Origin of the sequence: Delftia sp. WSY_16 (assembly GCF_043104415.1) — a bacterium.
Taxonomy (GTDB): domain Bacteria; phylum Pseudomonadota; class Gammaproteobacteria; order Burkholderiales; family Burkholderiaceae_C; genus Comamonas; species Comamonas tsuruhatensis.
In genome coordinates this window covers 63,749-89,320 of sequence record NZ_JBICKS010000008.1, presented here as the reverse complement: position 1 = coordinate 89,320, position 25,572 = coordinate 63,749, and the positions used below count along the sequence as shown (strand labels likewise).

The 25,572-nt window shown below is 67.7% G+C and carries 26 protein-coding genes and 2 tRNA genes; 14 read left to right on the top strand and 14 right to left on the bottom strand.

Annotated elements, in window-relative coordinates:
* Positions 1-41: 41 nt before the first annotated feature.
* Positions 42-740, bottom strand: coding sequence for a CBS domain-containing protein (locus tag ACF8O7_RS06235; RefSeq protein WP_096915443.1), 699 nt, complete (start codon positions 738-740; stop codon positions 42-44).
* A gap of 137 nt (positions 741-877) precedes the next feature.
* On the opposite strand from ACF8O7_RS06235, the gene serS reads away from it, so the two are divergent.
* Both serS and ACF8O7_RS06225 read left to right on the top strand, forming a co-directional pair.
* Positions 878-2,194: a serine--tRNA ligase gene (serS, locus tag ACF8O7_RS06230; RefSeq protein ID WP_016450096.1), complete on the top strand. Its 1,317-nt coding sequence runs from the start codon at positions 878-880 to the stop codon at positions 2,192-2,194.
* A gap of 33 nt (positions 2,195-2,227) precedes the next feature.
* Positions 2,228-2,317 (top strand) — tRNA-Ser (locus ACF8O7_RS06225).
* 118 nt (positions 2,318-2,435) lie between these two features.
* On the opposite strand, the gene ACF8O7_RS06220 is transcribed toward ACF8O7_RS06225, so the two are convergent.
* The 4 genes from ACF8O7_RS06220 to ACF8O7_RS06205 all read right to left on the bottom strand — a co-directional run bounded on the left by ACF8O7_RS06220 (position 2,436) and on the right by ACF8O7_RS06205 (position 4,196).
* Positions 2,436-2,717, bottom strand: a complete 282-nt coding sequence (locus tag ACF8O7_RS06220) for an H-NS family nucleoid-associated regulatory protein (RefSeq protein WP_016450095.1) — start codon at positions 2,715-2,717, stop codon at positions 2,436-2,438.
* Between the two features lie 140 nt (positions 2,718-2,857).
* A complete protein-coding gene (locus ACF8O7_RS06215; protein ID WP_016450094.1) occupies positions 2,858-3,217 on the bottom strand; it encodes a hypothetical protein in 360 nt (119 codons plus the stop codon).
* Positions 3,218-3,369: 152 nt separating this feature from the next.
* The gene (locus tag ACF8O7_RS06210) at positions 3,370-3,720 is read right to left on the bottom strand and encodes a four-helix bundle copper-binding protein (protein ID WP_313284365.1); all 351 of its coding nucleotides are present in this window, start codon (positions 3,718-3,720) and stop codon (positions 3,370-3,372) included.
* A 119-nt stretch (positions 3,721-3,839) separates the two neighbouring features.
* Positions 3,840-4,196: a PRC-barrel domain-containing protein gene (locus ACF8O7_RS06205; RefSeq protein ID WP_016450092.1), complete on the bottom strand. Its 357-nt coding sequence runs from the start codon at positions 4,194-4,196 to the stop codon at positions 3,840-3,842.
* Positions 4,197-4,597: 401 nt separating this feature from the next.
* On the opposite strand from ACF8O7_RS06205, the gene ACF8O7_RS06200 reads away from it, so the two are divergent.
* Positions 4,598-4,978: a bacteriocin gene (locus ACF8O7_RS06200; protein WP_392442767.1), complete on the top strand. Its 381-nt coding sequence runs from the start codon at positions 4,598-4,600 to the stop codon at positions 4,976-4,978.
* A gap of 99 nt (positions 4,979-5,077) precedes the next feature.
* Positions 5,078-5,428, top strand: coding sequence for a DUF1304 domain-containing protein (locus ACF8O7_RS06195; RefSeq protein WP_017407778.1), 351 nt, complete (start codon positions 5,078-5,080; stop codon positions 5,426-5,428).
* A 97-nt stretch (positions 5,429-5,525) separates the two neighbouring features.
* Here ACF8O7_RS06195 and pdxA read toward each other — a convergent pair whose 3' ends face one another.
* Entirely contained in the window at positions 5,526-7,259 is a 1,734-nt protein-coding gene (gene pdxA, locus ACF8O7_RS06190) for a 4-hydroxythreonine-4-phosphate dehydrogenase PdxA (protein WP_392442764.1), read from the bottom strand.
* A gap of 138 nt (positions 7,260-7,397) precedes the next feature.
* Here pdxA and ACF8O7_RS06185 point away from each other — a divergent pair, with 138 nt between their 5' ends.
* The gene (locus ACF8O7_RS06185; protein ID WP_026063002.1) at positions 7,398-8,330 is read left to right on the top strand and encodes a LysR family transcriptional regulator; all 933 of its coding nucleotides are present in this window, start codon (positions 7,398-7,400) and stop codon (positions 8,328-8,330) included.
* A gap of 7 nt (positions 8,331-8,337) precedes the next feature.
* On the opposite strand, the gene ACF8O7_RS06180 is transcribed toward ACF8O7_RS06185, so the two are convergent.
* Positions 8,338-9,258, bottom strand: a complete 921-nt coding sequence (locus ACF8O7_RS06180; RefSeq protein WP_209803418.1) for a LysR family transcriptional regulator — start codon at positions 9,256-9,258, stop codon at positions 8,338-8,340.
* 142 nt (positions 9,259-9,400) lie between these two features.
* Between ACF8O7_RS06180 and ACF8O7_RS06175 the strand changes: the two genes are divergently transcribed.
* From ACF8O7_RS06175 to ACF8O7_RS06155, 5 genes are all read left to right on the top strand, one after another.
* Positions 9,401-9,607 (top strand): DUF3311 domain-containing protein, encoded by a 207-nt coding sequence (locus tag ACF8O7_RS06175; RefSeq protein WP_046240982.1) that lies wholly within the window; start codon positions 9,401-9,403, stop codon positions 9,605-9,607.
* A gap of 13 nt (positions 9,608-9,620) precedes the next feature.
* Positions 9,621-11,003 carry a sodium:solute symporter gene (locus ACF8O7_RS06170; protein ID WP_016450085.1) on the top strand — a complete coding sequence of 461 codons (1,383 nt, stop codon included), beginning with the start codon at positions 9,621-9,623 and terminating at the stop codon, positions 11,001-11,003.
* Between the two features lie 14 nt (positions 11,004-11,017).
* The gene (locus ACF8O7_RS06165; RefSeq protein WP_392442761.1) at positions 11,018-12,682 is read left to right on the top strand and encodes an amidohydrolase; all 1,665 of its coding nucleotides are present in this window, start codon (positions 11,018-11,020) and stop codon (positions 12,680-12,682) included.
* Positions 12,679-13,659, top strand: a complete 981-nt coding sequence (locus ACF8O7_RS06160; RefSeq protein ID WP_392442758.1) for a CobW family GTP-binding protein — start codon at positions 12,679-12,681, stop codon at positions 13,657-13,659. The genes ACF8O7_RS06165 and ACF8O7_RS06160 overlap by 4 nt, the downstream gene beginning before the upstream one ends.
* 77 nt (positions 13,660-13,736) lie before the next feature.
* Positions 13,737-13,813: transfer RNA gene (locus ACF8O7_RS06155), tRNA-Gln, on the top strand.
* A gap of 64 nt (positions 13,814-13,877) precedes the next feature.
* Here the strand turns inward: ACF8O7_RS06155 and ACF8O7_RS06150 are convergent.
* A complete protein-coding gene (locus ACF8O7_RS06150) occupies positions 13,878-14,846 on the bottom strand; it encodes an NAD-dependent epimerase/dehydratase family protein (protein ID WP_392442757.1) in 969 nt (322 codons plus the stop codon).
* Between the two features lie 101 nt (positions 14,847-14,947).
* On the opposite strand from ACF8O7_RS06150, the gene ACF8O7_RS06145 reads away from it, so the two are divergent.
* Positions 14,948-15,841: a LysR family transcriptional regulator gene (locus tag ACF8O7_RS06145; protein ID WP_016450081.1), complete on the top strand. Its 894-nt coding sequence runs from the start codon at positions 14,948-14,950 to the stop codon at positions 15,839-15,841.
* 27 nt (positions 15,842-15,868) lie between these two features.
* Here the strand turns inward: ACF8O7_RS06145 and ACF8O7_RS06140 are convergent, their stop codons facing one another.
* From ACF8O7_RS06140 to xsc, 4 genes are all read right to left on the bottom strand, one after another.
* The gene (locus ACF8O7_RS06140) at positions 15,869-16,174 is read right to left on the bottom strand and encodes a hypothetical protein (RefSeq protein WP_016450080.1); all 306 of its coding nucleotides are present in this window, start codon (positions 16,172-16,174) and stop codon (positions 15,869-15,871) included.
* A 137-nt stretch (positions 16,175-16,311) separates the two neighbouring features.
* The gene (locus tag ACF8O7_RS06135) at positions 16,312-17,358 is read right to left on the bottom strand and encodes a YeiH family protein (protein ID WP_016450079.1); all 1,047 of its coding nucleotides are present in this window, start codon (positions 17,356-17,358) and stop codon (positions 16,312-16,314) included.
* Positions 17,355-18,329 (bottom strand): bifunctional enoyl-CoA hydratase/phosphate acetyltransferase, encoded by a 975-nt coding sequence (locus ACF8O7_RS06130; protein ID WP_016450078.1) that lies wholly within the window; start codon positions 18,327-18,329, stop codon positions 17,355-17,357. The genes ACF8O7_RS06135 and ACF8O7_RS06130 overlap by 4 nt, the downstream gene beginning before the upstream one ends.
* Before the next feature lie 212 nt (positions 18,330-18,541).
* Positions 18,542-20,353, bottom strand: a complete 1,812-nt coding sequence (xsc, locus tag ACF8O7_RS06125; RefSeq protein ID WP_209672567.1) for a sulfoacetaldehyde acetyltransferase — start codon at positions 20,351-20,353, stop codon at positions 18,542-18,544.
* 131 nt (positions 20,354-20,484) lie between these two features.
* Here xsc and ACF8O7_RS06120 point away from each other — a divergent pair, with 131 nt between their 5' ends.
* The 3 genes from ACF8O7_RS06120 to ACF8O7_RS06110 are packed head-to-tail and all read left to right on the top strand — an operon-like array spanning position 20,485 to position 23,963.
* Positions 20,485-21,312, top strand: a complete 828-nt coding sequence (locus tag ACF8O7_RS06120) for an IclR family transcriptional regulator (RefSeq protein ID WP_016454304.1) — start codon at positions 20,485-20,487, stop codon at positions 21,310-21,312.
* Positions 21,305-22,282 carry an AAA family ATPase gene (locus tag ACF8O7_RS06115; RefSeq protein ID WP_013803829.1) on the top strand — a complete coding sequence of 326 codons (978 nt, stop codon included), beginning with the start codon at positions 21,305-21,307 and terminating at the stop codon, positions 22,280-22,282. The genes ACF8O7_RS06120 and ACF8O7_RS06115 overlap by 8 nt, the downstream gene beginning before the upstream one ends.
* On the top strand, positions 22,272-23,963 hold the full coding sequence (locus ACF8O7_RS06110; RefSeq protein ID WP_392442752.1) for a cobalt chelatase: 1,692 nt from the start codon (positions 22,272-22,274) through the stop codon (positions 23,961-23,963). The genes ACF8O7_RS06115 and ACF8O7_RS06110 overlap by 11 nt, the downstream gene beginning before the upstream one ends.
* A 57-nt stretch (positions 23,964-24,020) precedes the next feature.
* On the opposite strand, the gene pcaD is transcribed toward ACF8O7_RS06110, so the two are convergent.
* Together pcaD and ACF8O7_RS06100 are read right to left on the bottom strand one after the other, a co-directional pair.
* Complete coding sequence (pcaD, locus tag ACF8O7_RS06105) at positions 24,021-24,785, bottom strand: 3-oxoadipate enol-lactonase (RefSeq protein WP_209803428.1); 765 nt, start codon at positions 24,783-24,785, stop codon at positions 24,021-24,023.
* Positions 24,786-24,893: 108 nt separating this feature from the next.
* Positions 24,894-25,514 carry a hypothetical protein gene (locus ACF8O7_RS06100; RefSeq protein WP_209803430.1) on the bottom strand — a complete coding sequence of 207 codons (621 nt, stop codon included), beginning with the start codon at positions 25,512-25,514 and terminating at the stop codon, positions 24,894-24,896.
* Positions 25,515-25,572 lie beyond the last annotated feature (58 nt).

Below are 25,572 nucleotides of genomic sequence, written 5' to 3'. Positions count from 1 at the left end.
CGGGCGCCTGGCGCCCGTTTTGCATGGTGGGGCCGAAAGCCTCAGCTCCACAGATCCAGCGGCGGATCGGAGGCCACGGCGCGCAGGATGTCGGTGCGGCTGATGAAGCCGGCCAGCAGGCCCTGCTCATCGGTCACGGGCAGGCCCGGCAGGCCGGTCTCCAGCAGCACGCCGGCCACGCGGCGCAGGTCGGTGGTGGTGGCCACCGTGGGAATGGGGGAGATCATGACCTCGTTCACGGGCCGGCGCGCCAGGGCAATGGCGTCCTTGATCGCACCGGGCTCGGGCAGCAGGTCCAGCGGCGCCATGTCGGCACGCAGCAGCAGCCCGACCACGCGGCCACCGGCATCCAGCACGGGCGCCTGGGCCACGCCGTGCTCGGCCAGCACGCGCCAGGCGTCGTTGACACCGGCCTCGGGCGATACCGTCACGGCCTCGTGGCTCATCACGTCGGCCACGGTCTGCAGGGGCTGGCGTGGCTGGCTGGGGCCTTTTTCCGTGGAAAGGTAGGCATCGACCGCGCCGCGCAGCCGCGGCGCGGGCTCCGGCGCGCCGGCAGGCTGGCCCGCGAGGTCGGCCAGGATGGCGGGGAACGAGGCGGTGGCGTCGCCCGCCATCACATCGGCCGAGCGTGTGCGCAGGGCCTGCGGGCGTTGTACGCGGCGCACGGGCGCCACCTGGCCCAGCCGCTCGGCGGGACCGCGAAACATCTGTCCGTTGGGACCGAAGACAAAAAACATGGGTGCTCCCGGGTGCGCAAACCGCTGTGGGCGGCATATTGGAAGTATCGGCGCCGGCGCGGGATTTCTGTAGCGGCAAGACCCCCAACGCCCAGGGGCGGGCGCTGCCATGGCGATACCGCCTAAAATTGCCGGCTATGCTCGATATCCTTCTTCTTCGCAAAGACCTTGACTCGGCCGTCGCACGGCTGGAGACCCGCAAAAAGCCCCAGGCCTTCCTGAACGTGGAGGCCTTCCAGTCCCTGGAAGCAGAGCGCAAGTCCCTGCAGACACGGACCGAGGAGCTGCAGTCCAAGCGCAACCAGCTGTCCAAGCAGATCGGCATGCTGATGGGCAAGGGCGAGAAGGACGCTGCCGAGGCCGCCAAGGCCGAAGTCGGCAGCCTCAAGACCGAGCTGGACCAGTCGGCCACGCGCCTGGAGCAGATCCAGGGCGAGCTGCACGCCATGCTGCTGGCCGTGCCCAACCTTCCGCACGAAAGCGTGCCCGTCGGTGCGGACGAAAGCGGCAATGTGGAGGCGCGCCGCTGGGGCACGCCCAAGACCTTTGATTTCGAGGTCAAGGACCATGTGGACGTGGGCCAGCCGCTGGGCCTGGATTTCGACATGGGCGTCAAGCTGTCGGGCTCGCGCTTCACCGTGATGAAGGGCCCCATCGCCCGCCTGCACCGCGCCCTGGCGCAGTTCATGATCGACCTGCAGACCGACTCGCATGGCTACACCGAGTGCTATGTGCCCTACGCCGTCAATGCCGACTCGCTCAAGGGCACGGGCCAGTTGCCCAAGTTCGAGGGCGACCTGTTCGCCGCCAAGAAGGGCGGCCAGGATGGCGAGCCCGTGCCCGACAACGCGGCGCTCTACCTGATTCCCACGGCCGAGGTGCCGCTGACCAACTTCGTGCGCGACGTGGTCGTGGCCGAGGACCAGCTGCCCATCAAGCTCACGGCCCACAGCCCCTGCTTCCGTTCCGAGGCCGGCAGCTACGGCCGCGACACGCGCGGCATGATCCGCCAGCACCAGTTCGACAAGGTCGAGATGGTGCAGATCGTGCATCCGGAAAAGAGCTACGAGGCGCTGGAAGAAATGACCGGCCACGCCGAGGCCGTGCTGCAGAAGCTGGGCCTGCCCTACCGCGTGATGAGCCTGTGCACGGGCGACATGGGCTTTGGCTCGGCCAAGACCTATGACCTGGAAGTCTGGCTGCCTGCGCAGAACACTTACCGCGAGATCAGCTCGGTCTCCAACTGCGAGGCCTTCCAGGCGCGCCGCCTGCAGGCGCGCTTCAAGAATGCCCAGGGCAAGAACGAGCTGGTGCACACCCTCAACGGTTCCGGCCTGGCCGTGGGCCGCACGCTGGTGGCGGTGCTGGAGAACTACCAGAACGCCGACGGCTCGGTGACCATTCCCGAGGCGCTGCGCCCGTACATGGGCGGACAGACTTTGCTGAAGGCCTGAATTTTTAGGCTATAATTTCAGCTTCGACGCTGCGGAGAGGTGGCAGAGTGGTCGATTGTACCTGACTCGAAATCAGGCGTACGTGCGAACGTACCGAGGGTTCGAATCCCTCCCTCTCCGCCAGAAACATGAAACCCAGTGCTATGTGAATAGCACTGGGTTTTTCTGTTTCCGGCATTGCTTGGCGAGAGTCCGGGCGATTGGGGCCGCCATAAAAAATGCCCGCGTTGGCGGGCCATGCTCAGATCTCGAGGGCCTTGCGGTCCTTGCCTTCGATCCAGCGCGGCGGCTTGCCCCGTCCCGTCCAGGTGGCTCCGGTGGCGGGGTCCCGGTATTTCGGCACGCCAATGTTGGCGGACTTGGATTTGCGGGCGCTGAAGATGTCGTCGTGGGTCAATCCGAACTCATGGACGAGTTCTCGGACCTTGGCGATGACTCCGCCTTTCTCCGCCTTCAGCGTTTCGGCAATCCGTGCCTCAAGCTCGCTCTTTTGCTTGAGCAGGGTTTTGTAATCTGCTGTCATATGTTCCTCATGGATAGTGTGCTACACAATGACGCATTTTATGGAGACAGGGTCGATGTCGCATGTGGGACATCGTCGGTGTTTGCACCTAGGTTTTTCAATATTTCGCCATTGTTCGGGATAGAGCGCGAGGCCTTTGTCTACGCCTCGACAAACTCCCGGTGGCTGCTGAAGTGCAGGATTTCGGAATCCTGCGCTCCGCCCTGTCTTTGAATGACGATGGTGCCATTGGCATGCAGATAGATTCGGATGCCCGGCGTGGTCTCCGAATCCCAGTAGCAGGGGCTTTTGTCGAGGTTTTTCCAGCCGTGCTCTGCGCACAGCGTGCGCTGGCGCATGCTGTTGAGCAATTGCCTGCGCGCGCCTGCGCCTTCGCAGATGCGCATCCACAGCAGCAGGAGCATGTCGTGCGCTTCCTGGCGGGATGAGCAGGGAGGCATGTGCTTCAACTGGCCCAGGAGGGTAAGGAACCGCTGTTCTATGCTGATGTTCAGTGCCATGCCCATCTCCTTTGTGCGTGGATATGCATCAAAGTGTAGGCAGCGCCGAAGGCTGCCGATATAGGGCGGATGACGACAGCGCCGGTGGCTTTTTTTCCTGCCGGTTTGCAGGATGGGTGCCTGGCCGGCTGTCGTGACAAAGGCCAGCGGCGTCAGTGCGACTGCATGCCCATGAGATTGCACGACATGGCGCATTGCTGGCAGGCTGCCGCGCAGGTCTGGCAATGGTCGTGGGAATGCTTGCTGCATTCGTCGGCGCAGGCCTGGCAGATCCGGGCGCACAGGCGGCAGATGTCTGAGACATGCGGACTTTGGCGCGCCATTGAGGCCACGGCCAGTTCGCAGACCTGCGCGCATTCAAGATCCTGGGCAATGCAGGCGGCCATCATCTGGACGTCTGTTTCCTTCAGGCAGGCGGCGGCACAGGTATTGCAGGCAATGATGCAGGCCTGGCAGGCATCCATGCAGGCCTTGTAGTCGATGGCCGGTGGGGTGGTATTCATGGGAGTTCTCCTGGAATGAGGGAGTGAAGTCGCGCAGGGCGTTCTTCCTTGGCCAGCTATCCGCACCAAAGAAAACGCCCCGCGAACGGGGCTGTGTCAAAGACCGCAAGGGTCGGGATTTACAGGTAGGGCACGCCGTAGTAATCGTTCACGCGGCGTCCATATTCATCGGTGTAGGCCGGTGCCGTGTCGCGCTCATAGCGGGGCGCGTTGTCCAGCTGCTCGCGCGTGAGCGACACCACGTAGCCGTTCATGTCGGGCTCGTACTTGAGGGATTCCCAGGGCAGCGGATAGCGGTCCGTGCCGATGCCCAGGAAGCCGCCGAATTCCATCACGGCGTAGCGCACCTTGCCGGACAGCTTGTCGATCATCAGCGTGTCTATGCTGCCCAGCTTGTCGCCTGCGGGGTTGTAGACATTGGTGCCGCTGACGGTTTCGGAAGAAATGACGCTCGATACGGTGTTGGGTGTGACCATGAGGCTCTCCATTGAGTGGGTTGGTGCTGGCACGCCGACGCTGTGCATCTGGCGGCTGGGCGATGCGGCATGGGAAAAGGCGCGGGAGGCGACCCCTTCAACGCCCGTGCATCGCCTGGCGAAGTCGAAGCCTGTGTGCTTCTGGGTTCCAGCTTAGGACCGCAATGAAGTGCTCCGGGTAGTCGGTGCGCCGCGACCGGCGTAGGAGGGTCCTTGGGCGACGGAGGCCAGGTCCTACGAGCCCTTGTAGTCAAGGTCTGCGCAGCTGCGGCCCTTTGCTGACGCGGCAGTGCAGCCTGGGCCGGCGTCGGCCTGGCGGGCACAGGCGTACAACGAAAACTGCAAGAGGGACGCTGCGGATGCAGTCCCGCGTCCACGGTCCATCCCCGAAGGAGATTCCCATGAATGCAAGCAACAAGCCATCCATCCCGCCGGTGTCTGCAGATGCGGTGGAGGACGAAGACCTGGCCGAACAGGCACGACCGGGCCACGGCGTACCTTCCCAGGACCCCGAGGCAGCTGCCCAGTACCAGCTGTCGCCGCAGGATGCGCAGCGCGAGTCACGCTCGGTGTTCATCGGCGGCGGCGTACTGGCCGGAGCCGCTGCCAGCGCTGCCGCCGGTGCGGTCATTGCAGGCCCGGTGGGCGTGGTGGTGGGCGGCACGGTAGGCAGCGTGGCCGGTGCGCTGGGCGGTGCGGCCGCAGGTGCCGTGGCGCCGGCAGAGAGTGCGCAAAAGCCAGTGGAAAAGCCCGTGCCACCCGGCAGCAAGTCTTCCGGGTGACACGGGCAGGCCGTTGCAGGCCATGTGTGGCGCGGCGGGCATGGACGGCGGCGCATGCATCCCGTATACAGGGGCCTGTCCACTTTCCTATCCACCCAGATGGCCAACGTTCTCATAGGCATCGTCGCCGCAATCCATGTCTACATCCTCGTGCTGGAGATGTTTCTCTGGGACCGGCCGGCTGGCAGGAAGGCCTTTGGGCTGACGCCGGAATTTGCGCAGCAGACCAGGACGCTGGCCGCCAACCAGGGGCTTTACAACGGCTTTCTCGCCGCCGGGCTGATCTGGGGGCTGGCGCAGGGCGCCGACGGCCTGGCGTTCAAGTACTTTTTTCTCCTGTGCGTGCTGGTGGCAGGCCTGTATGGCGCCGCCACGGCCAGCCGCAAGATCCTCTGGGTACAGGCCGTGCCAGCCGCCGTTTCGCTGCTGGCCCTGTACCTGGGGCTGTGAGAACGCCCGGGCACCGGTGGGCGAAACCGCTGCAGCTGCTGCTGGACCGTGACCCCGGCGTGCGAGGCGCGGGCCGGCATAGCCGACATGGCCGGCGTCAGTCCACCAGCGCCTGTATGGCCTGCAATTGCGCCGCCAGCCCGGGCCGCGCGGCCGGAAAAGTCTCCTCGAAGGCGGCAGTGCCTATCGTGAAGCCCGCTGCGCCGCCGGCCAGCACGGCCGCGATGCGTTCACTGCGATCAATGGAGCCGGCCACGACCACGGGTTTGTCCACCGCATCGCAGACGGCCTTGATCAGGGCCGGCACATCGCCGTGGAAGCGGTAGGCCAGCAGATCCAGGCCATGCACGCCGTCCAGCCCCGCCATGCGGCGGGCGCTGGTCACGATGTCCTGTACCGGGCCTGAAAGCACGCTCGGATGCCCGCTCACCTTGCCGGGAAACGGGTAGTACGCAATGCCGCTGCCGCGCAGCACGGGCAGCACCGCCTCGGGCCGCGTGCCGCCCATGAGAACGTCCACACCGAGCTCGACCGCCGCGCGGGCCGAGGCCACTTCGCTGGCCTCGTCCAGGCTGACAACCTCCAGATAAACCCTGGCGCCGCCCGCCCGGATGTCCCGGGCCAGGGCATGCAGCTCGGGCAGGGGCAGGCCGATGTCCTTGAAGCCCACATGGCGAACGCCCTGGGCCAGCACCTCGCGCAGCCGCTCGCGCGCATCGGCAATGGTCCTGTCCTGCTGCGTGAGCATGAAGATGAAGTCCGGGCGCTGCGTTCGTGCGCTGGCACCGGTACGGGTGGCCTGCACCATGGCTGCCGCCTGGCGCAGCGCGCAGGCCAGGCTGGCGTGGTCGGCGCGGCCCGTGCCCGCGATGTCGAAGGCCGTGCCATGGTCCACCGAGGTGCGCACAAAGGGCAGGCCCACGGTGATGTTCACGCCTTGCTCCACACCCAGGTATTTCACGGGAATCAGCCCCTGGTCATGAAACTGGGCGACCACCACGTCGAACTCGCCCCGGCGCGCCCGCATGAAGACCGTGTCGCCGGGCCAGGGGCCGCTGGCGTCGATGCCTTCGGCGCGCGCGGCGGCAATGGCGGGGATGATCACCGAGCGGTCCTCGTCCCCGAACAGACCGTTTTCACCGGCATGCGGATTGAGCCCTGCCACGGCCACCCGGGGCCGGGTGATGCCGAACGCGCGGCAGGCCTGGTGCGCGAGGCGAATGGCGCGCAGCTCGTTGTCCATGGTCACGGAGGCGATGGCCTGCTGCAGCGGCACATGGATGGAGACCAGCAGCACCCGCAGCTCATCATTGGCGAGCATCATGGCGAAGTCGCGTGTGCCGGAACGCTCGGCCAGCATCTCGGTATGGCCCGGATGCGGGCAGCCTGCCGCGCGCAGCGCTTCCTTGTGGATGGGGGCGGTCACCAGGCCCGAGACGTCGCCAGCCAGGGCCAGGTCGATGCCGCGCTGGATATAGGCATGGCAGGCCGCGCCGGCGCGTGCATTGACGCAGCCCCAGGGCAGGTCCGGCGGCAGGTCCTCGCCGGTCTGCAGCACGAAGAGCGTGGCGGGCGGTACCAGGGCAGGGACCTGGGCCGGTGTCTCGATGGCCCGGATCTGCGGATGGACGCCCAGCCCATCGGCCGCCCGCTGCAGCCGGGCGATGTCGCCGATGACGAGAAACGGCGTGCAGGGCCGCGCAGGGTCCATTGCCAGCTTGACGATGATCTCGGGCCCGATGCCCAATGGATCGCCCATGGTGATGGCCAGGGGCGCGCTGGCCGGGGTGCTGGCCGAGGGGTTGGCGGAGTTGGGGCTGGAGTGCTTCATGGTTCTTGCTGAAACCTCAATCGATGGGCTTACTTTGCATGAAGATGCTCCAGTAATAAATCGATATAGACTCATCATTCAATTGAGCAATGTTCAACTGAAAGTCCGCTGTTCCACCTGTCTAGAGCCGCCATTGCCATGCCCGCACCCGTCCACATGCCGCCGCTGTCTGCCCTGCGCGCCTTCGAGGCCACGGTGCGCCATGGCAGTGTCTCCAAGGCCGCGCGCGAGCTGCACCTGACCGATGGCGCCGTGAGCCGTGCCGTGCGCGACATGGAGGAGGCGCTGGGCTTTGCGCTGTTCCAGCGCAGCAACCGCAGCATCATTGCCACGCCCACGGCCCGCGTGCTGGCCGAGGAGGTGGCCCTGGCGCTGGAGCGCCTGCGCGGCGCGCTGGGCCGCGCGCGGCAGGCGGCAGGGCCGGACCGGCCGCTGGTGCTGTCGTGCGAGCCCACGTTTTTGATGCGCTGGCTGATTCCGCGTCTGGGCGGTTTGCAGGAAGCGATCGGCACGCAGCGCGAGCTGCGCCTGGTATCGGCCGGCGGCTCCGTGCCCTTTGCGCGCGAGGGCATTGATCTGGCCATACGCCGCGCGGATTTCGACATGGGCGCCGATGTGGTGGCCGAGCCCTTTCTGCAAGAGCGCGTGGGGCCCGTCTGCAAGCCCGCGCTTGCCAAGGCGCTGGCACGCTCAGGGCCGCTGGGCGGGGTGCTGCTGCATACGCAGTCGCGGCCGGACGCATGGCGGCATTGGAGCGAACTGACCGGCGTGCCGCTGCGGGCCGGTCGCGAGGTGCGCTTCGAGCATTTCTACCTGAGCCTGCAGGCCGCCGTGGCCGGGGCCGGCGTCGCCATCGGCCCGCTGGCACTGGTGGCCGATGACCTGGCCAGCGGCACGCTGTGCGCGCCGCGCGGCTTCGTGGCCGATGGCTCGCACTACGTGCTTATGTCGCCCCGGCCGGTGCAGGACGAGGCCAGCTTCGCCCTGGTGCTGGACTGGCTGCGCGCGCAGACCTTGCCGCTGGGCCTGGCGCATGCACAGGCACATGCACAGGCCCCGGCGGCCGGCTGAGCGTCGATCAACCGGGCTCCTGATCGTGCTCCGACAGCTCGCGCCAGTGCGTGCGTGTGAAGGCGTAGGCCGTGTCCAGCGCCGGTGACAGGGTGCGCGCGGCCATGCGCGCCATGCCGTAGCGGCCGCATCGGCGGGGATCGGCGGGCAGGGGCACTTCGGCCATGGCGCCGCTGGCGCGCTCCTTGCGGGTGATGGACAGCACGCCGAACAGCAAGGTGTCCGTGGCCAGGGTCACGCCGCGCAGCAGGTCCAGGTCGTTGCAGTGCAGGGTGAACAGCTTGTCGGGCTCGGCGCCTTCGCCCCACAGCTCGGCCAGCTGCCGCGCCATGGCCGTGCTCAACGTGGTAGTGGCCAGCGGGTAGCGGCGGATCTCGTCCATGCCGGGGTTTTGCAGCACGGGGTGGCCCGCGCGGCAGACCAGGCCGGCTGGCAGCTCGCCCAGCAGTTCCATGTCCACGTCATCGGCGGCGCGCAGCACGTAGGCGTCGCCGACGATGGCATCGATGGATTCGTTGCGCAGCAGCTGCAGCAATGCGCTGGTGGCACCCATTTCGGCGCGCACCTTCACGCGCGGATGCGCCTGCGCCATGTGGATCAGAAAGGGCTTGAGCAGCAGCGCCGCGGGCGCGGGCGCCACGCCAATGGCGAGCGCGCCTTCCTGGCCGCCGCGCAGCAGCTCCAGGTCACGCCGCAACTGGGTTTCCTCCAGCCGCATGCGGCGTGCACGCTCGGCCACGAGTTCGCCAAACACCGTCAGCCGGGCGCGCCGCGCGCCCCGGTCGAACAGCTGCGCCCTGAGTTCATCTTCCAGCGCGCGGATGCTGCGGCTCAGTGCCGGCTGGGTGAGGTGTACGGCGCGCGCTGCGTCGGAAAAGGTGCCGTGCTCGACGATGGCCAGCAGGTGCCGCAGCTTCTGTGTATCCATGCGGAGTCCTCATGGTTTGTTGGCAAATTTTTCATTTGAATTATAGGTAGGCGCTTCCTAAGATCGCATCCAGGGACATTGAAATGTTCTATAGAGCGGCCACAACCGCCAACTCTTTCATCGGAGCAAAAGGAGACAAACCATGCTCAAGCTGTTCATCGGCATAGGCATCCCGTACATCGCGGTGATCGGCCTGCTTCCCTGGGTCGCGTCCGTCGATCGCTTCGTGTTGGGCGTGCCCTTCATCTACCTGTGGATCTTCATGTGGTTCGTGCTGACGTCGCTGTGCATGCTCGTGTGCTGGCTGATGTTCGACCGCCACGAAGCCGACGACGCGCAGTCCGCCTGAAGGGAGCACCGCCATGACCACCGCAGTCTTTCTGGGCTTCATCGCGCTGTCCCTGTACCTGGCCATCCGCTCGCGCACGGGCAAGGGTGCGCAGAGCGTGCATGACTTCTTCGTCGCCTCCCGCCAGTTCGGCGCCTACCTGGTGTTCTTCCTGGCCGCCGGCGAGATCTACAGCATCGGCACCATGGTCGGCTTTCCGGGCGGCATCTACGCCAAGGGGCCGACCTATGGCGTCTGGTTCCTGGGCTACATCCTGCTGGCCTATCCGCTGGGCTACTTCCTCGGCCCCATGATCTGGAAGGCGGGGCTGCGGCACAACGCCATCACGCTGCCGGACCTGTTCAAGGGCCACTTCGGCAGCCGTGCGCTGGAGCTGATCGTGGCCGGCTCGGCCATCCTGTTCCTGCTGCCCTGGGGCCAGCTGCAGTTCACGGGGCTGGTGGCCGCGCTCAAGGGCCTGGGATGGAATTTCCAGCCGCTGCACCTGCTGCTGATCTCTGCAGGCCTGGCCTTCACCTACATCGCCATCTCGGGGGTGCGCGCCTCGGCCTATATCGCCATCCTCAAGGACATCCTGATGGTGGTGGCCATCATCGCCACGGGCGTGGCCGTGGGCTGGCATGCGGGCGTGGGCGATGTGTTCACCGCCGCCAGCGCCAAGGTCAGCAACCACATGACCGATACGCAGCTGCGCTTTTCCATGAGCACCATGCTGTTCCAGGCGCTGGGCTTCTACATGATGCCGTTCGCGGTTCAGAACTTCTTCACGGCCAAGAGTTCGCACACCATCCGCCGCACGCAGATCGCCATGCCGCTGTACATGCTGATGTACCCCTTCCTGGTGCTGGCCTCGTACTACGCCATCAGCCAGAACCTGCAGCTGGCATCGCCCAACGAGGCCTTCTTCGCGGCTGCCGTGCGACTGCTGCCCGACTGGCTGCTGGGCCTGGTGGCCGCAGGCGCCGCGCTGTCGGGCCTGCTGGTGCTGGCGGGCATCTGCCTGGCCATCGGCCCCATCGTGGCCCGCAACCTGCTGCCCGGCCTGCCCGAGGCCAAGCAAAAGCAGGGCGCCAAGGTGGTGATCGTCATCTACCTGGTGCTGTCCATCGTGATGACGCTGCTCACGCCCAATCTGATGCTGACGCTGATCAACACCACCTACTACGGCGTGACGCAGTTCTTCCCCGGAATGATGGCCATCCTCTTCGGCTGGCGCATCCGGCCCATGGCCGTTGCCCTGGGCATTGCCTGCGGCCAGGCGCTGGCCATTGCGCTGTACATCCAGCAGCCGGATTTCGGTGGCATCAACCTGGGCTTCATCAGCCTGGCGCTGAACCTGCTGGTCACGGCCATCGTCCACTATCTGCCCGGTGCCGCGCGCGTCAAGGCCGCCTGAAAAAGACCACCACCATGAACCACGACGAGAACGCGCGCACGCAGGTCTTTGTGGCGCGCACCATCCTCACCATGAACCCGGCCCAGCCGCAGGCCACCCATGTGGCCGTGCAGGGCGGCCGCATCTTGGCCGTTGGCCAGGAGGCCGACATGGCTGCCTGGCCCGAGGCCGAGCGCATCGACCGCCTGTGCGACAAGGTCCTCATGCCCGGCCTGATCGAGGCGCACAGCCACCTGATGGAAGGCGCCATGTGGGAGGCCGTGTACCTGGGCTACTTCGATCGGCGCGATCCCGAGGGCCGCCTGTGGCCCGGCCTGCGCACGCTGGACGCCGTGCTGGCGCGCCTGGCCGAGGCCGAGCGTGCCCTGCCCGATGCGCAGGCCACGCTGCTGGCCTGGGGCTTCGATCCCATCCTCTTCGGCAGCAGCCGGCTGTCGGTGCGCGAGCTGGACCGTGTCTCCGCCACGCGGCCCATCGTCATCCTGCACGCCAGCGTGCACCTGATGAATGTGAACTCGGCCATGCTGGCGCTGGCCGGCATCGACGAGGACACCGACATCGACGGCATCCACAAGGACGCCGAGGGCCAGCCCACCGGCGAGCTGCAGGAATTCGCCGCCATGTATCCGGTGCAGAAGGTGATCGGCAGCGCGCTGTCTCTGGCCGCCGCCGAGCAGCGCGAGGCCATCTGGAAGTTCGGCCGCGTGGCCCAGCTCGCGGGCGTGACCACGGCCACCGACCTGGTCAGCGATCTCTCGCCCCAGGGCCTGGCCGCGCTGCGCGAAGTCACGGGCGACGCGGCCTATCCGCTGCGCATCGTCCCTGCCTTCGCGCCGCAGCGCAACCCGGAAGGCGGTGCCGCGCGCGTGCATGCTGCAGCGGCGTCCTCGGCCAGCGACAAGCTGCAGTTCGGCCCCGTCAAGTTCATCGTGGACGGCTCCATCCAGGGCTTCACCGCGCGCCTGCGCGCTCCCGGCTATGCGGGCGGGCAGCCCAACGGCCTGTGGCTGATTCCCCCGTCGCAGCTGCCCGCGCTGTTCGAGCCCTTCCACCTGGCCGGTCTGCAACTGCACATCCACACCAACGGAGACGAGGCCACCGAGGTGGTGCTGGATGTGATCGAGGACCTGCTGGCCAGGCACCCGCGCGCCGACCATCGCCACACCCTGCAGCACTGCCAGCTGGCCAGCAGCGCCCAGCTGCAGCGCGCCGCGCGCCTGGGAATGTGTGTCAACTTCTTCTCCAACCATCTCTATTACTGGGGCGATGCGCACGCCGGGCAGACAGTGGGCATCGAGTGGGCCTCGCGCATGAACGCAGCGGGCACGGCGCGGCGCCTGGGCATGGATTTCGCCATGCATTCCGATGCGCCCATCACCCCTATCCACCCCCTGTTCACCGCCTGGTGCGCGGTGCGGCGCGAAACCGCTTCAGGCCGCGTGCTGGGCGAGGCCGAGCGCCTGTCGGTGGACGACGCCCTGCATGCCATCACCATGGGCGCGGCCCGCACCCTGAAACTGGAGCAGCGCGTGGGCAGCATCGAGCCCGGCAAGCTGGCGGACTTCGCCGTGCTGGAAGACGATCCCCGCGCGGTGGCGCCAGCGGCCCTCAAGGACGTGAAGGTCTGGGGCACCGTGCTGGGCGGCCACATCTTCCCCGCGCCCGGGTCAGCGCCATGAGCACGCCGGCCGCCGCGGCGCAGCGGGTGCCCATTTCCATGGTCGTCGTGGGCGGCTACCTGGGCGCGGGCAAGACCACCTTGCTCAACCGGCTGCTGGAGCGCGCCGATGGCCTGCGCGTGGCCGTGCTGGTCAACGACTTCGGCGAGATCAACATCGACGCCGCCCTGATCCGCACACGCAGCAGCGACGTGCTGCAGCTGGAAAACGGCTGCATCTGCTGCTCCATCGGCGGCCGGCTGGCCGAGGCCCTGGCCGCCGTGGGTGCGCGGCCCGACCGACCGGACCTGCTGGTCATCGAGGCCAGCGGCGTCTCCGACCCCGTGCGCATCGCCCAGGTCGGCATGCTCGACCCCGCACTGCAGCTCAACGCCATCCTGGTGGCGGTGGATGTCCAGGACGTCGATGAGCAACTGTGCGACCCGCTGGTCGGCGACATGGTCCGCCGCCAGATCTCGGGCGCGACGGCGCTGGTGCTGACCAAGGCCGATCTGGCCGGCGCATGTGCCACCGAAAAAGTGGCCGCGCGCGTGGCCGGCATGGCGCCCGGTGCCGTGGTGCTGGCGGCCCGCCATGGCGAGATACCGCTGGCCGTGTTCATTGATGCGGCTGCCTCGCCACGCCGCCCGCAAGGCCTGCTGCAAGCGGGCGGCTCCTGGAAAAGCCAGGCCGGGAACATGGCCGGCATGGCCGATGTGGGCAGCTTTTCCTACGCAACGCGCCGCTGCTTTGACCGGCAGCGGTTGCGGCAGGCGCTGCGTACGCTGCCTGTCCCCCTGTTGCGGGCCAAGGGCATCGTGCGGCTGGGCGGGCAGGACAGCGTCCAGGAAGTCCACGTGGTGGGTGGGCGCTTGCGCATTGCCAGCCTGCATGGGGCCAGGGTCTCGGAGTCCGTGTTTGTCTTCATTGGCTGTTTCACGGCGATGGGGCGGGAGGCGATACTCCGCTGTCTTGAGGGAGCCCTGGCCGCGCCATGAAGACAACTTTGGCGGTGTCGAAATTTTTGGAATTTTGGATTTCGGGCCAAAAAAACGTATTAGAATTTAGGTCTTCTAGGGGAGTCGCCAAGTTGGTAAAGGCACCGGATTTTGATTCCGGCATGCGAGGGTTCGAGTCCTTCCTCCCCTGCCAGATAGACAAAAGCCCTGACAGTTGTGCTGTCAGGGCTTTTTTGTTTTCGGGCTGCAGGCCAGGCTCAGGCCGCAGCCAAGTGTGAGTCGGCACTTGCCATGGCGGCGTTGAGCGTTGCGCGTATGCCCTGCGCATAGGGCGTCTTGGCGATGGGGCCCAGCAGGGCGTGCAGGGCGGAGTCCTCCATGATCAGCGGATCGGTCAGCAGGTAGTGCATCTCGGCCAGCTCGCGCATGAAGGGGTTGAACAGGCCGGCCAGGCGCAGCGCGGTCTTTCCTGCAACGCGCAGCTTCAACGGCCTGCCGGTCAGGCGTTCGATCTCCGAGACGACGTCGCGCTGCGTGATCGCCCCCGCGCCGGCGAGGTGCCAGACCTTGCCGAAAGCCTGCGGCGTGCCGATCAGGCGCGCCACGACGGGGCCCACATCGGGCACATAGACAAACTCATGCGGCCGGTCCAGCGGGCCGACCATGTCGGCCCGGCCGCCACGGGCCGCCGCCTCGAAGGCTCCGTGCAGCAGGCTGTTGTGCACGCCCGGGCCGTAGAAGTCGGGCAGGCGCAGTACGGCGGCCTCGATGCGGCCCTGTGCGTGGGCCTGCAGCAGCAGGTCTTCCTGCGCCTTGCGCATGCGGCCCTTGAAGGTATGCGGGTTGCGTGGATGGTCTTCCTTCACGGCATGGGCCTGCGCCTTTCCATAGGGATAGACGGTGCCGATCAGCACGATGCGGCGCACGCCCGCGGCAATGGCGCCTTCCAGCGTCTTGCGCATCAGTTCGGGATGCAATTGAAACTGCCAGTAGTTCACGCCCACCAGGTAGACCAGCGTGTCCACGCCGTGGGCGGCAGCCTCGATGGAGCCGGCGACATCCGGGTTCCAGGTGGCGATCTCGGCCAGGGGATCGGCGCCGAAGGTCTGGCGCAGGCTGGCTGCGTTGCGGCCGACCACGCGGTAGGTGCGGCCCTGTTGTCTGAGCGCGGCGGCCAGACTCTGGCCGATGGCGCCTGCGGCGCCGAAGAGTGCAATGGATGGCATGGGCTGGGTCCTGTGGTGACAGCCTCAGTGTCAGCAACCCGCTGCAAAAAGAAAATTGCCTAGAATTCTCTGGTGTCCATGCATAAATGAATGGATGAGTGATGTCGGAACCCCACTGGGAGTGGTATCGCAGTTTTTTGCAGGTGCTGGAGTCCGGGTCGCTGTCAGCGGCGGGCCGGGCCATGGGTGTGGCGCAGCCGACCGTGGGCCGCCACATCGACGGGCTGGAGTCGGCGCTGGGCCTGCAACTGTTCACCCGCTCATCCGATGGCTTCGCGCCCACGGAGGCGGCCTACGAGCTTCAGCCCTATGCAGCCAGCATGGCCGCGACGGCGGCCGCGCTGCGCCGCGTGGCGGCCAGCCATGGCTCGGGCGTGCGCGGCACGGTGCGGCTGACGGCCAGCGAGGTGGTGGGCGTGGAGGTGCTGCCGCCTGTGCTTGCGCAATTGCGCGCGGCACACCCTGAACTGGGCATCGAGCTGGTGCTGTCCAACGCGGTGGACGACCTGTTGCGCCGCGAGGCCGACGTGGCCGTGCGCATGTTCCGGCCGCAGCAGGAGGCGCTGGTGGCACGCCATATCGGCGCCATCGAGCTGGGGCTGCATGCCCATGAAAGCTATCTGTCCGCACGCGGCGTGCCGGAATCGCTGGAGGACCTGGCCGGGCATTCGCTCATCGGCTTCGACCATGAAAGCGCCCTGATCCGAAAGATGCAGCAGCAGTTTCCCATGCTCACGCGCGAAGGCATGGCGCTGCGCTCGGACAGCGACCTGGCCCAGCTGGGCGCCATCCGCGCGGGCTTTGGCATTGGCGTGTGCCAGTCGGCATTGGCGGCCCGGGAGCCGGGCCTGGTGCGGGTGCTGCCCCAGGCGTTTTCATGGAAGCTCGATACCTGGGTGGCTATGCACGAGGACCTGCGCAAGAGCGAGCGCTGCGCCGTGGTCTTCAAGGCCGTGGCCCAGGCGCTGACGGCCTATGCCAGAGGCGGTGCCTGACGCCCGGCACCCAGGGGCACTTGTGCTTCAGCCGGCGTGCAGCAGGCAGGAGCGCGCGAGATGGCGCAGCGTGGACTTTCTGCGCTGGGTGGCGACAAAGGACTGGCAGTTGTGGGCGATGTAGGCGGCCATGACCACGGTCAGGCTGGCGATGGCCCACAGCGGAATGGGCAGCAGGGAATCGAGCAGCACCGCGCACACGGCCAGCATCGACAGGCAGGGCAGCAGCCGCAGCAGGGCGGCTTGCCGGGGTTGCTGATTGCGCAGCAGGGTGAGGACTTGGGTGGCGGTCAGCCTGCGGAATCTGCCGGCTTGCTTGCGAAAAACGTTCACGGCGCGGTAGGGCGTTGATGTGGATCAAAAATTTGTGTTCAAATGTATCATCTTGGTGCATGCCCATCAAGCGATGTGTGGCGCCATGACAAAGGCCCGCGCAGGGCGGGCCTCTTGCGGCAATGCCTGTGCAGGCGTCAGCGCATCTCGATCTCGATGGCGATCAGCACGAAGGCTGCCATCCACAGCGTCTCCACCACCAGCAGTGCAAAAGGCCGCCAGCCGGCCTGGGCCAGTTGCTGGAACGAGGTCTTCAGGCCCAGGGCCGCAATGGCCAGCACCAGGCAGTTGCGCGACAGGTCGCTCAACTGGTGCTGCAGGCCCGGCGGTACCCAGCCCAGCGAGTTGATGGCCACTAGCGCGACGAACACCCACAGGAACCAGGGCACCAGGCCCGGCTTCTTGCCGTGGTGCTGCTCGGCCGCTGCCTCGCGCTGGCGCTTGAACAGGGCCGAGACCATGACCACCACCACGGCCAGCATGGACACGCGGAACAGCTTGACGATGGTGGCGTAGTCGCCCGTGGCCTGGTCGATGGTGTAGCCCGCGCCCACCACCTGGGCCACATCGTGGATGGTGCCGCCGATGAACAGGCCCGCCAGCTCGGGCGGCAGATGCAAGGCGCGCGCCACCAGCGGATACAGCACCATGGCGGCCGTGGACAGCACGGTGACCGTGACCACCACGGTGAGCGTGAAGCGGTCGCTGTCCTTGTCGCGCGGCAGCACCGACGAGATGGCCAGCGCCGCCGAGGCGCCGCAGATGGCCACCGCGCCGCCCGACAGCACGCCCTGCGGGCGTGTCAGGCCCAGGCGCCGGCCCAGCAGCGTGCCGCACAGCAGCGTGGTGACCACGGCCGCGATGACGATCAGCGCCGTGGTCCAGCCCAGGCCCGCGATCTGCGTGGCCGTGATGCGCGCACCCAGCAGGCCCACGCCCAGGCGCAGCACGCCGCGCGCGCAGAACTCGATGCCCGGCTTGGCGCGCGCGTCCTGGCTCAGGAAGTGGAAGGCCACGCCGAAGAACAGCGCGAACAGCAGCTGTGGCCCGCCATGCAGCGTGGAGACGAAGGTCGCCGCCAGCGCGATCACGCCCGACAGGCCCGTGCCGGGCAGGAGCCTGAGCCACTGCAGCATGCGCGGCACGGGCGCCTGCGCAGCCACCTGTGCTTGGACCTGGCTCATGACTGCTCCTTGCCGCCCGCCGCGCTGGCCAGCACGGCCAGCGCGCAGGACGCAATGCGGCTGGCCACCGAGTCCGAACGGCTGGTCAGCACGATGGGCACGCGCATGCCCAGCACCAGGCCCGCGCATTCGGCGTCGGCCATGTAGACCAGCTGCTTGTAGATCATGTTGCCGGCCTCCAGGCTGGGCACCAGCAGCACGTCGGGCTGTCCCGCCACGTCGGAGACGATGCCCTTGTGGTGCGCCGAGCGCAGCGAGATGGCGTTGTCGTAGGCCAGCGGCCCGTCGAGGATGGCGCCGCTGATCTGCCCCCGGTCGGCCATCTTGCACAGCGCGGCCGCGTCGATGGTGCCGGGAATGGCGGGGTTGACCGTCTCCACCGCCGAGAGCACGGCCACGCGCGGCCGGGCAATGCCGATGGCACGGGCCAGGTCGATGGCGTTCTGCGCAATGTCGCGCTTGTCCATCAGCGTGGGGAAGATGTTGACCACGCAATCGGTCATCAGCAGCGGGCGCTCGAAGCCCGGCAGGTCCATCACGAACACATGGCTGGCGCGGCGGCTGCCGCGCAGGCCGGCCTCGCGCGCCACGGCGGCGCCCAGCAACTCGTCGCTGTGCAGGCTGCCCTTCATCAGCGCGCGCGCCTGGCCGCTGCCGCACAGCGCCGCCGCCTGGGCAGCCGCCGCGCGTGGATCGTCGGCTGTGGAGTGGATGGATGCGCCCGCCAGGTCCAGCCCGGCTGCCTGGGCCGCCGCCCGGATGCGTGCCTCGGGGCCGACCAGCAGCGGCGTGATCAGGCCCGCCTGCGCGGCCTGCATGGCGGCCTGCAGCGAGCCTGCATCGCAGGGATAGGCCACGGCCACGGGAATGGGGCCTTGCGCCTTGGCCTGGTCGAGCAAGTGCTGGAGATGGGGACGGGGCGTGGCGGGCGCATCGTCGGCGGCCACGGCAAGTGAAAGTGGGGGGACCATGAAAGCTCCTGCGGGAAAGTACAGGGCCCGGCGCGAGCAACGCAGGGAATCTGGGAATCGGCTTTCGAGGGCCTTGCGCTTCACCCAGGCGCATGAAACCGGCGCGGCCCATCCCAGGGACACCGAGGAAGGGCCGCCCCGCACCGAGGGTGTCGTCCCCCTCCCCCGCGCAGCGGGTAGAGAGGGGGAAGGCGCGTCAGCGCCTCAGGGGGTTAGACAAAGTCCTTGTACTTTTCGAGGAAGCGCACGGGCTTGGAGAGCGCATCGCGGCGGAACGGGTCACCCAGTTCGCGCGTGCACATCACCTCGATCACGCAGGTCTTGCCGTGGTTCATCTGCAGGTCGATGGCCTTCTTCAGCGCCGGGCCCACGTCCTCGATCTGGTCGACCACGATGCTCTCGGCGCCCATGGCGCTGGCAATGGCTGCGAAGCTCTCGCTTTCCAGCTCGCCGGCCACGAAGCGGCGGTTGTAGAAGTCCACCTGGTTCTTCTTCTCGGCGCCCCACTGGCGGTTGTGGAAGACCACGGCCGTGACGGGAATGTCATGGCGCACGGCGGTCATGATCTCCACCATGCTCATGCCCCAGGCGCCGTCGCCGGCGTAGGCGATGGCCGGGCGGTCGGGCGCCGCGCACTTGGCACCGATGATGGTGGGCAGGGCATAGCCGCAGTTGCCGAAGCTCATGGGCGCGAAGAAGCTGCGCGGCTCGTCGAAGCGCAGGTAGCTGTTGGCCACGGAGTTGATGTTGCCGATGTCGGTGGAGACCATCACGCGCGGCGGCATGGCCTTCTCCAGCTCGCGCAGCACCTGGCGCGGGTGCAGGTACTTGCCGCCCGTGGGCGTGCGCTCGCCCTTGGCCTCTTCGATCATGTCCAGGCTGTAGGGGTCGCGCTCATGCGTCCACTCGTCCAGCTCCTTTTCCCAGGCCGCCTTCTCGGTGGCGATGGTGTCGGCGCGCGCGGCCTTGGTGGCGTCGCAGGCCAGGGTCTGGCCCTGCAGGCGGCGGCCCAGCTCGCGTGCCACGGCCTTGGCGTCGCCGTGGATGCCCACCGAGATCTTCTTGACCAGGCCCAGGTTGGTGTGGTCGGCCTCGACCTGGATGATCTTGGCGTTCTTGGGCCAGTAGTCCATGCCGTGCTGGGGCAGGGTGCCGAAGGGGCCCATGCGCGAGCCCAGCGCGATCACCACGTCGGCCTGGGCGATGAGCTTCATCGCGGCCTTGGAGCCCTGGTAGCCCAGCGGGCCGGCCCACAGCGGGTGCTTAGCGGGGAAGGCGTCATTGCGCAGATAGCCCGTGACCACGGGTGCGCCCAGGCGTTCGGCCAACTGCCGGCACTCCTCGACCGCATCGCCCATGACCACGCCGCCGCCGGCCAGGATCACGGGGAACTTGGCCGTGGCCAGCAGTTCCGTGGCGGCCTGCAGGCTGTTTTCGCCGCCCGAGCCGCGTTCCACGCGCATGGGCTTGGGGATTTCGCACTGCACTTCGCCATAGAAGTAGTCGCGCGGAATGTTCAGCTGGGTGGGGCCCATCTCGGAGATGGCGCGGTCAAAGCAGCGGGCCGTGAACTCGGCCATGCGCTTGGGGTTGCAGACATGGCCCTGGTACTTGGTGAACTCCTGGAACATGGGCAGCTGGTTGGCTTCCTGGAAGCCCCCCAGGCCCATGCCCATGGTGCCGGTCTCGGGCGTGATCATGACCACGGGGCTGTGGGCCCAGTAGGCGGCAGCAATGGCGGTCACGCAGTTGCTGATGCCGGGGCCGTTCTGGCCGATCACCACGCCGTGGCGGCCCGAGACGCGCGCATAGCCGTCGGCCATGTGGGCCGCGCCCTGCTCGTGCACCACGGGGATCAGGCGGATGCCGGCGGGCGCGAAGATGTCCATGGCATCCATGAAGGCCGAGCCCATGATGCCGAACATCTCCGTGACGCCGTTGGCCACGCAGGTCTCCACAAAGGCTTCGGAAGGGGTCATCTTCTGGACGCCTTCGACCACCGTACGATTGTTGGCTGCAGTCATGTTGTCTCCTTGAAAATGGAACTTTAAGTTCCGAAAAAAGAAATTACGGCGCAAGTCTAGGTGTGATTTCGCCTGGATGTCAAACAAATTTCTTTTTTCGGAACAAATTGACTCGAAAAATTGAAAAACATATGATGGCCAACACCATGAACACCCGAGACCCTGTCCCTGCCCGTATCGATGGCGATACCCCCAACCTGCGGCTGTTCGCGCTGCTGGAGGCCATTGCGCAGAAGAACGAGCCCTTCACGCTGCAGACCATGGTCGAGGAGACAGGCCTGCCCAAGCCCACCATGCACCGCATGCTCCAGCAGCTCGAAGGCGCGGGCATCCTGCAGCGCGAGGGCAACGGACGGCACTACGGCACGGGCCGGCGCCTGATGCGGCTGGCCGAAAGCGTGCTGCTCAACAACACCACGCATGGCGCGCGCCACGCGGTGCTGGCGCAACTGGTGCGCGACATCGGCGAGAGCTGCAACATCACCGCCTTCTCGGGCAGCGAGGTGCTCTACCTGGACCGGGTGGAAACGCCCGCGCCGCTGCGCTTTTATCTGCACCCGGGCTCGCGCGTGCCGGCCCATTGCTCGGCCACGGGCAAGCTGTTCCTGAGCCAGATGGCGCCCGCGCAGCGCAGGCGGCTGCTGTCGGCCGTGCCGCTGGAAGGCTTCACGGCCAACACGCTGACGGCCTTTGACGCGCTGGACGCCGAACTGGACCAGGTGCGCGCCCAGGGCCATGCCTTCGACAACGAGGAATTCCTGCCCGGCCTGCTGTGCCTGGGCGTGCTCGTGCCCTCCATCCAGGGCGGCCCCTCCAACATGGGGCTGGCCGTGCAGGCGCCCATCATGCGTTTCACGCGCGAACGGGCGCTGTCCTTTCTTCCCCAACTGCGCGCGGCGGCCGAGGCGATTGCGCGCATCAACGACGAAGTCCCCCCGGGAGCCCCTGACGATGACTGAGCTGACCCTGATGCATCCCACGCGCACGCTTGGCGTGCGCGAGACCTTCGGCCTGGACACCGACATGCAGGTACCGGCCTTTGCCGAACGCAGCGAGCATGTGCCGGCCGTGGACCCGGCCTACCGCTTCAACCCGCAGGCCACGCTGGCCATCCTGGCCGGCTTTGCGCACAACCGGCGCGTGGTCATCCAGGGGCTGCACGGCACGGGCAAGTCCACCCATATCGAGCAGGTGGCGGCGCGGCTGAACTGGCCCTGCGTGCGCGTCAACCTCGACGGCCACATCAGCCGGCTGGACCTGGTGGGCAAGGACGCCATCGTGCTGCAGGAGGGCCGCCAGGTCACGCAGTTCCAGGAAGGCATCCTGCCCTGGGCGCTGCAGCGGCCCGTGGCCCTGGTCTTCGATGAATACGACGCGGGCCGGCCCGACGTGATGTTCGTCATCCAGCGCGTGCTCGAACGCGAGGGCAGCTTCACCCTGCTGGACCAAAAGCGCGTGCTCCAGCCGCATGCGCAGTTCCGCCTCTTCGCCACCATGAACACCCTGGGCCAGGGCAACCTCAGCGGCCTGTACCACGGCACGCAGATGCTCAACCACGCCCAGCTCGACCGCTGGAACCTGGTCACCAGCCTGGACTACCTGGCACCGGCCGAGGAAGCCGCCATCGTGCTGGCGCGCGTGCCGCAGTTGGCCACGCCGCAGGGGCGCGAGCAGGTGGCCGCCATGGTGGCGCTGGCCGCGCTCACGCGCAAGGGCTTTGCGGTGGGCGACCTGTCGCTGCTGATGTCGCCGCGCACCGTCATCACCTGGGCCGAGAACGCGCAGATCTTCCATGACCTGCGGCTGGCCTTCGAGCTGTCCTTCCTCAACAAGTGCGAACCGGCCGAGCGGGCCATCGTGGCCGAGTACTTCCAGCGCTGCTTCGGCCAGGAACTGGCGCTGCGCGACGAGCCCGCCCATGCCTGCTGAGGCATCCCCCTCGCTGGCGCGCATGGAGGCCTGGGGCGGCGCGCTGCTGCGCGCCATGGCGGGCGATGCCTCGCTGCAATGGAGCGGGCAGACGCTGTACCGGGGCACGGCGCCCGTGGTGCTGGCAGCGGCCCACCAATCCGATGTGCCGGCCCGATTGGCCGACCAGCGCGGCCTGCTCGACGGTGCCAGCCTGCGCCTGCGCCTGAGCGATGCCGCGCTGCACGCGCGCCACCTGCCCGGCGACCCGGTGGAGCGGCTGGTGTTCGAACTGCTGGAGCAGTTGCGCGTGGAAAGCCTGGCGCCCGAGGAATGGCCCGGCGCGCGCGCCAACCTGCATGCGCGCTTTGTGCACTGGAGCCAGGCCTTTGCCGATTCGGGCCTGACCGAAAGCAGCCTGGGCATCCTGCTGTTCACCGTGGCGCTGACCGCCTGGAGCCGCCTGAGCTGCCATGAGCCGCCCGATGCCCTGGCCGACCTGGCCGAGGCCACGCGCGCCGGCCTGTCCGCGCAACTGGGCGCGCAGTGGGCCCTGCTGCGCCGCCACCGGCAGGACCAGCAGGCCTTCATTGCGCCGGCCCTGGCCATCAGCCGCTGGGTGGGCCAGGCCGTGCGGTCAGCCCAGGAGGAGGCGCCGCGCGGCGCTGGCGGGCCGCGCCGGCGGGGCAGCTTCGCGCTGCCGCTGCACTTTGAATCGCAAAGCCTGGATGCGCCGCCCGTGGCGCTCAGCGGCGACAGCCGCGCCTGGGCCGGCTCGGCCCACAGCTACCGCGTGTTCACGCGCGCCTATGACCGCGAGGCGCAGGCCACCGAGCTGATCCGCGCCGCGCAACTGGCCGAGTTCCGCGAGCAGATGGATGAGGAACTGGCGCGCAGCGGCTTGCATGCGGGCCGGCTGGCCCGCCACCTGCAGCAGCGCCTGGCCGTGCCGCGCCACGACGGCTGGCAGTTCGGCCTGGAGGATGGGCACCTGGATGCAAGCCGGCTGGCGCAACTGGTCAGCGATCCGCAGCAGCGCGCCATCTTCAGGAACGAGCTGCCGCGCCCCGTCAGCGATGCGGCCGTGGCCCTCCTGCTGGACTGCTCGGGCTCGATGAAGGCGCATGCGCGCCCGCTGTCCCTGCTGGTGGACCTGCTGGGCCGCGCGCTGTCCATGGCCGGCGTGCCGGTGGACGTGCTGGGCTTTTCCACCCAGGCCTGGAACGGCGGCCGCGCCCGCCGCGACTGGCAGCGCGCGGGCCAGCCCTACATCCCGGGCCGGCTCAACGAGCGGCTGCACATCGTCTTCAAGGATGCCGCCAAACCCTGGCGCCACGCCCGCCACGGCATTGCCGCGCTGCGCAGGCCCGACCTGTTTCGCGAGGGCGTGGACGGCGAGGCCGTGGAATGGGCCTGCGAGCGGCTGCTGGCGCGGCCCGCGCAGCGCCGCATCCTGCTCGTCATCTCGGACGGCTGCCCCATGGACACGGCCACGCACCAGGCCAACGACGAGCACTACCTGGACCAGCACCTGCGCCAGGTCATCGCCCGGCACGAGCGCGCGGGCGATGTGCAGATCCGCGCGCTGGGCGTGGGGCTGGACCTGGGCGTGTTCTACCGGCGCAGGCTGGCCGTGGACCTGCGCGAGCAGATCGATGAGGCCTTGCTGATGGACGTGGCGGAGTTGATCTGCCGGCCGTGATACCGGCCTGCTAGCGGCGTCGCTCAGCGACCATTCCGTCCGGGCAGGACGGCAGATCTAGCGGATCTGCGCGACAAAGTCGCTCACCAACTGCGCAAATTCCACCGGCATTTCCACGGCACTCAAATGCGCGGCGGGCAGCGACACCAGCTGCGCGCCCGGAATCTGCGCCTGCATGTCTTCGGACAGGGAAGGGGGCGTGGCCTCGTCGCGGCTGCCTGCAATGACCAGCGTGGGGCAGGCGATGCGCCGGTTGCTCTCGCGCAGATCGATGCCGCCCACGGCCGCACAGGCCGCCGCATAGGGCGCGGCCGCCGTGGCCTCCAGCCCGGCGCGCAAGGCTGCCACTCGGGCGGCCTGCCCGGCGCGGAATTCGGGCGTGAACCAGCGCTGCATGGCGCCATCGGCAATCGCGGCCACGCCCTGGGCGCGCACCGTGGCAATGCGCGCCTGCCAGCCTGCGCGCGCGGCCTCGTCGTAGTAGCTGGCCGAATTGGCGATGGTGATGCTGCGCACCAGCGCCGGATGGCGCGCGGCCAGGGCCTGGGCCGTCATGCCGCCCATGGACAGGCCCACGAAGTGCACCGGCCCCTGGTCCAGCGCCTCGATCACGCCAGCGGCGTCGTCGGCCAGATCGTTCATGTCGAAGGCCTCGCCGATGGCGGGCGAGCGGCCATGGCCCCGGTGGTCGTAGCGCACCACGGTGAAGCGGTCTTGCAGGGCCTGGGCCACGCCGTCCCACATCTGGAGGTCACAACCGAGCGCGTGGCTCAGAACGAGGGCCGGGCCTTGGCCCTGCTGCACAACATGGAGTTTCGACATGGCGGTCACTGCTTGGGGAAAAGGTGATTATGGGATGGCCGGTGCAGGCTGGCGGATACGGATACCACGCATATCCGGCATCCGGCCAAGGCGCGGCGATGGCGGCGCTCAGGCCACCCTGTCCCAGAACTGCAGCTGTGCCGACTCCGGCGCGATCAGTTCCAGATAGTCCTGGCAGGCCGGATCGAACGGTCCCTGGCCCCACTTGCTGCACAGCTGGTGGGCGCGGCCGGCGCTGTCGGCCAGCACCACGTCGGCATACAGGCCGGGGTCGTGGGCGCTGCGCATCACGCCATGGGCCGTGAAGCCGGGCTCATTCCGGTACAGGCCATCGGCCATGCGGTGCGCGGCGGCGGCCAAGGCATGAGAATCGGCGCCGGGGCGCAGCCGGAACAACGAGAACTCCATGCCCTGCGGCAGTCCATGTTCCCCGCCGTGGCTGAACACGCTGGCGCCCAGCAAGGGAGGATGCTCCACGCGCATCAGTCCGAAGTAGGCCGCGCAGGCAGCCGACCGGCCGGCCTGCGCCAGGGCGGCACGGGCAGCCTCCTGTGATTGCCAGGTGACGACATCCGCATAGCGCCCCTGGCCCAGCTGGACCAGATGGCGTGACAGGCATCCGCCCTGCACATCCAGGAACTGGTGCTGCATGGCGCTGGCTGCTTGCAGCAGGGTGTTTTCCGTCACACCGGGCAGCAGGCTGAACGCTGCCCATTCGATGACTTGCATGGCATTTCTCCGTGGATTGAACATGCCGCCCATGGTCCCTGCATCGCTGCCATTCAAT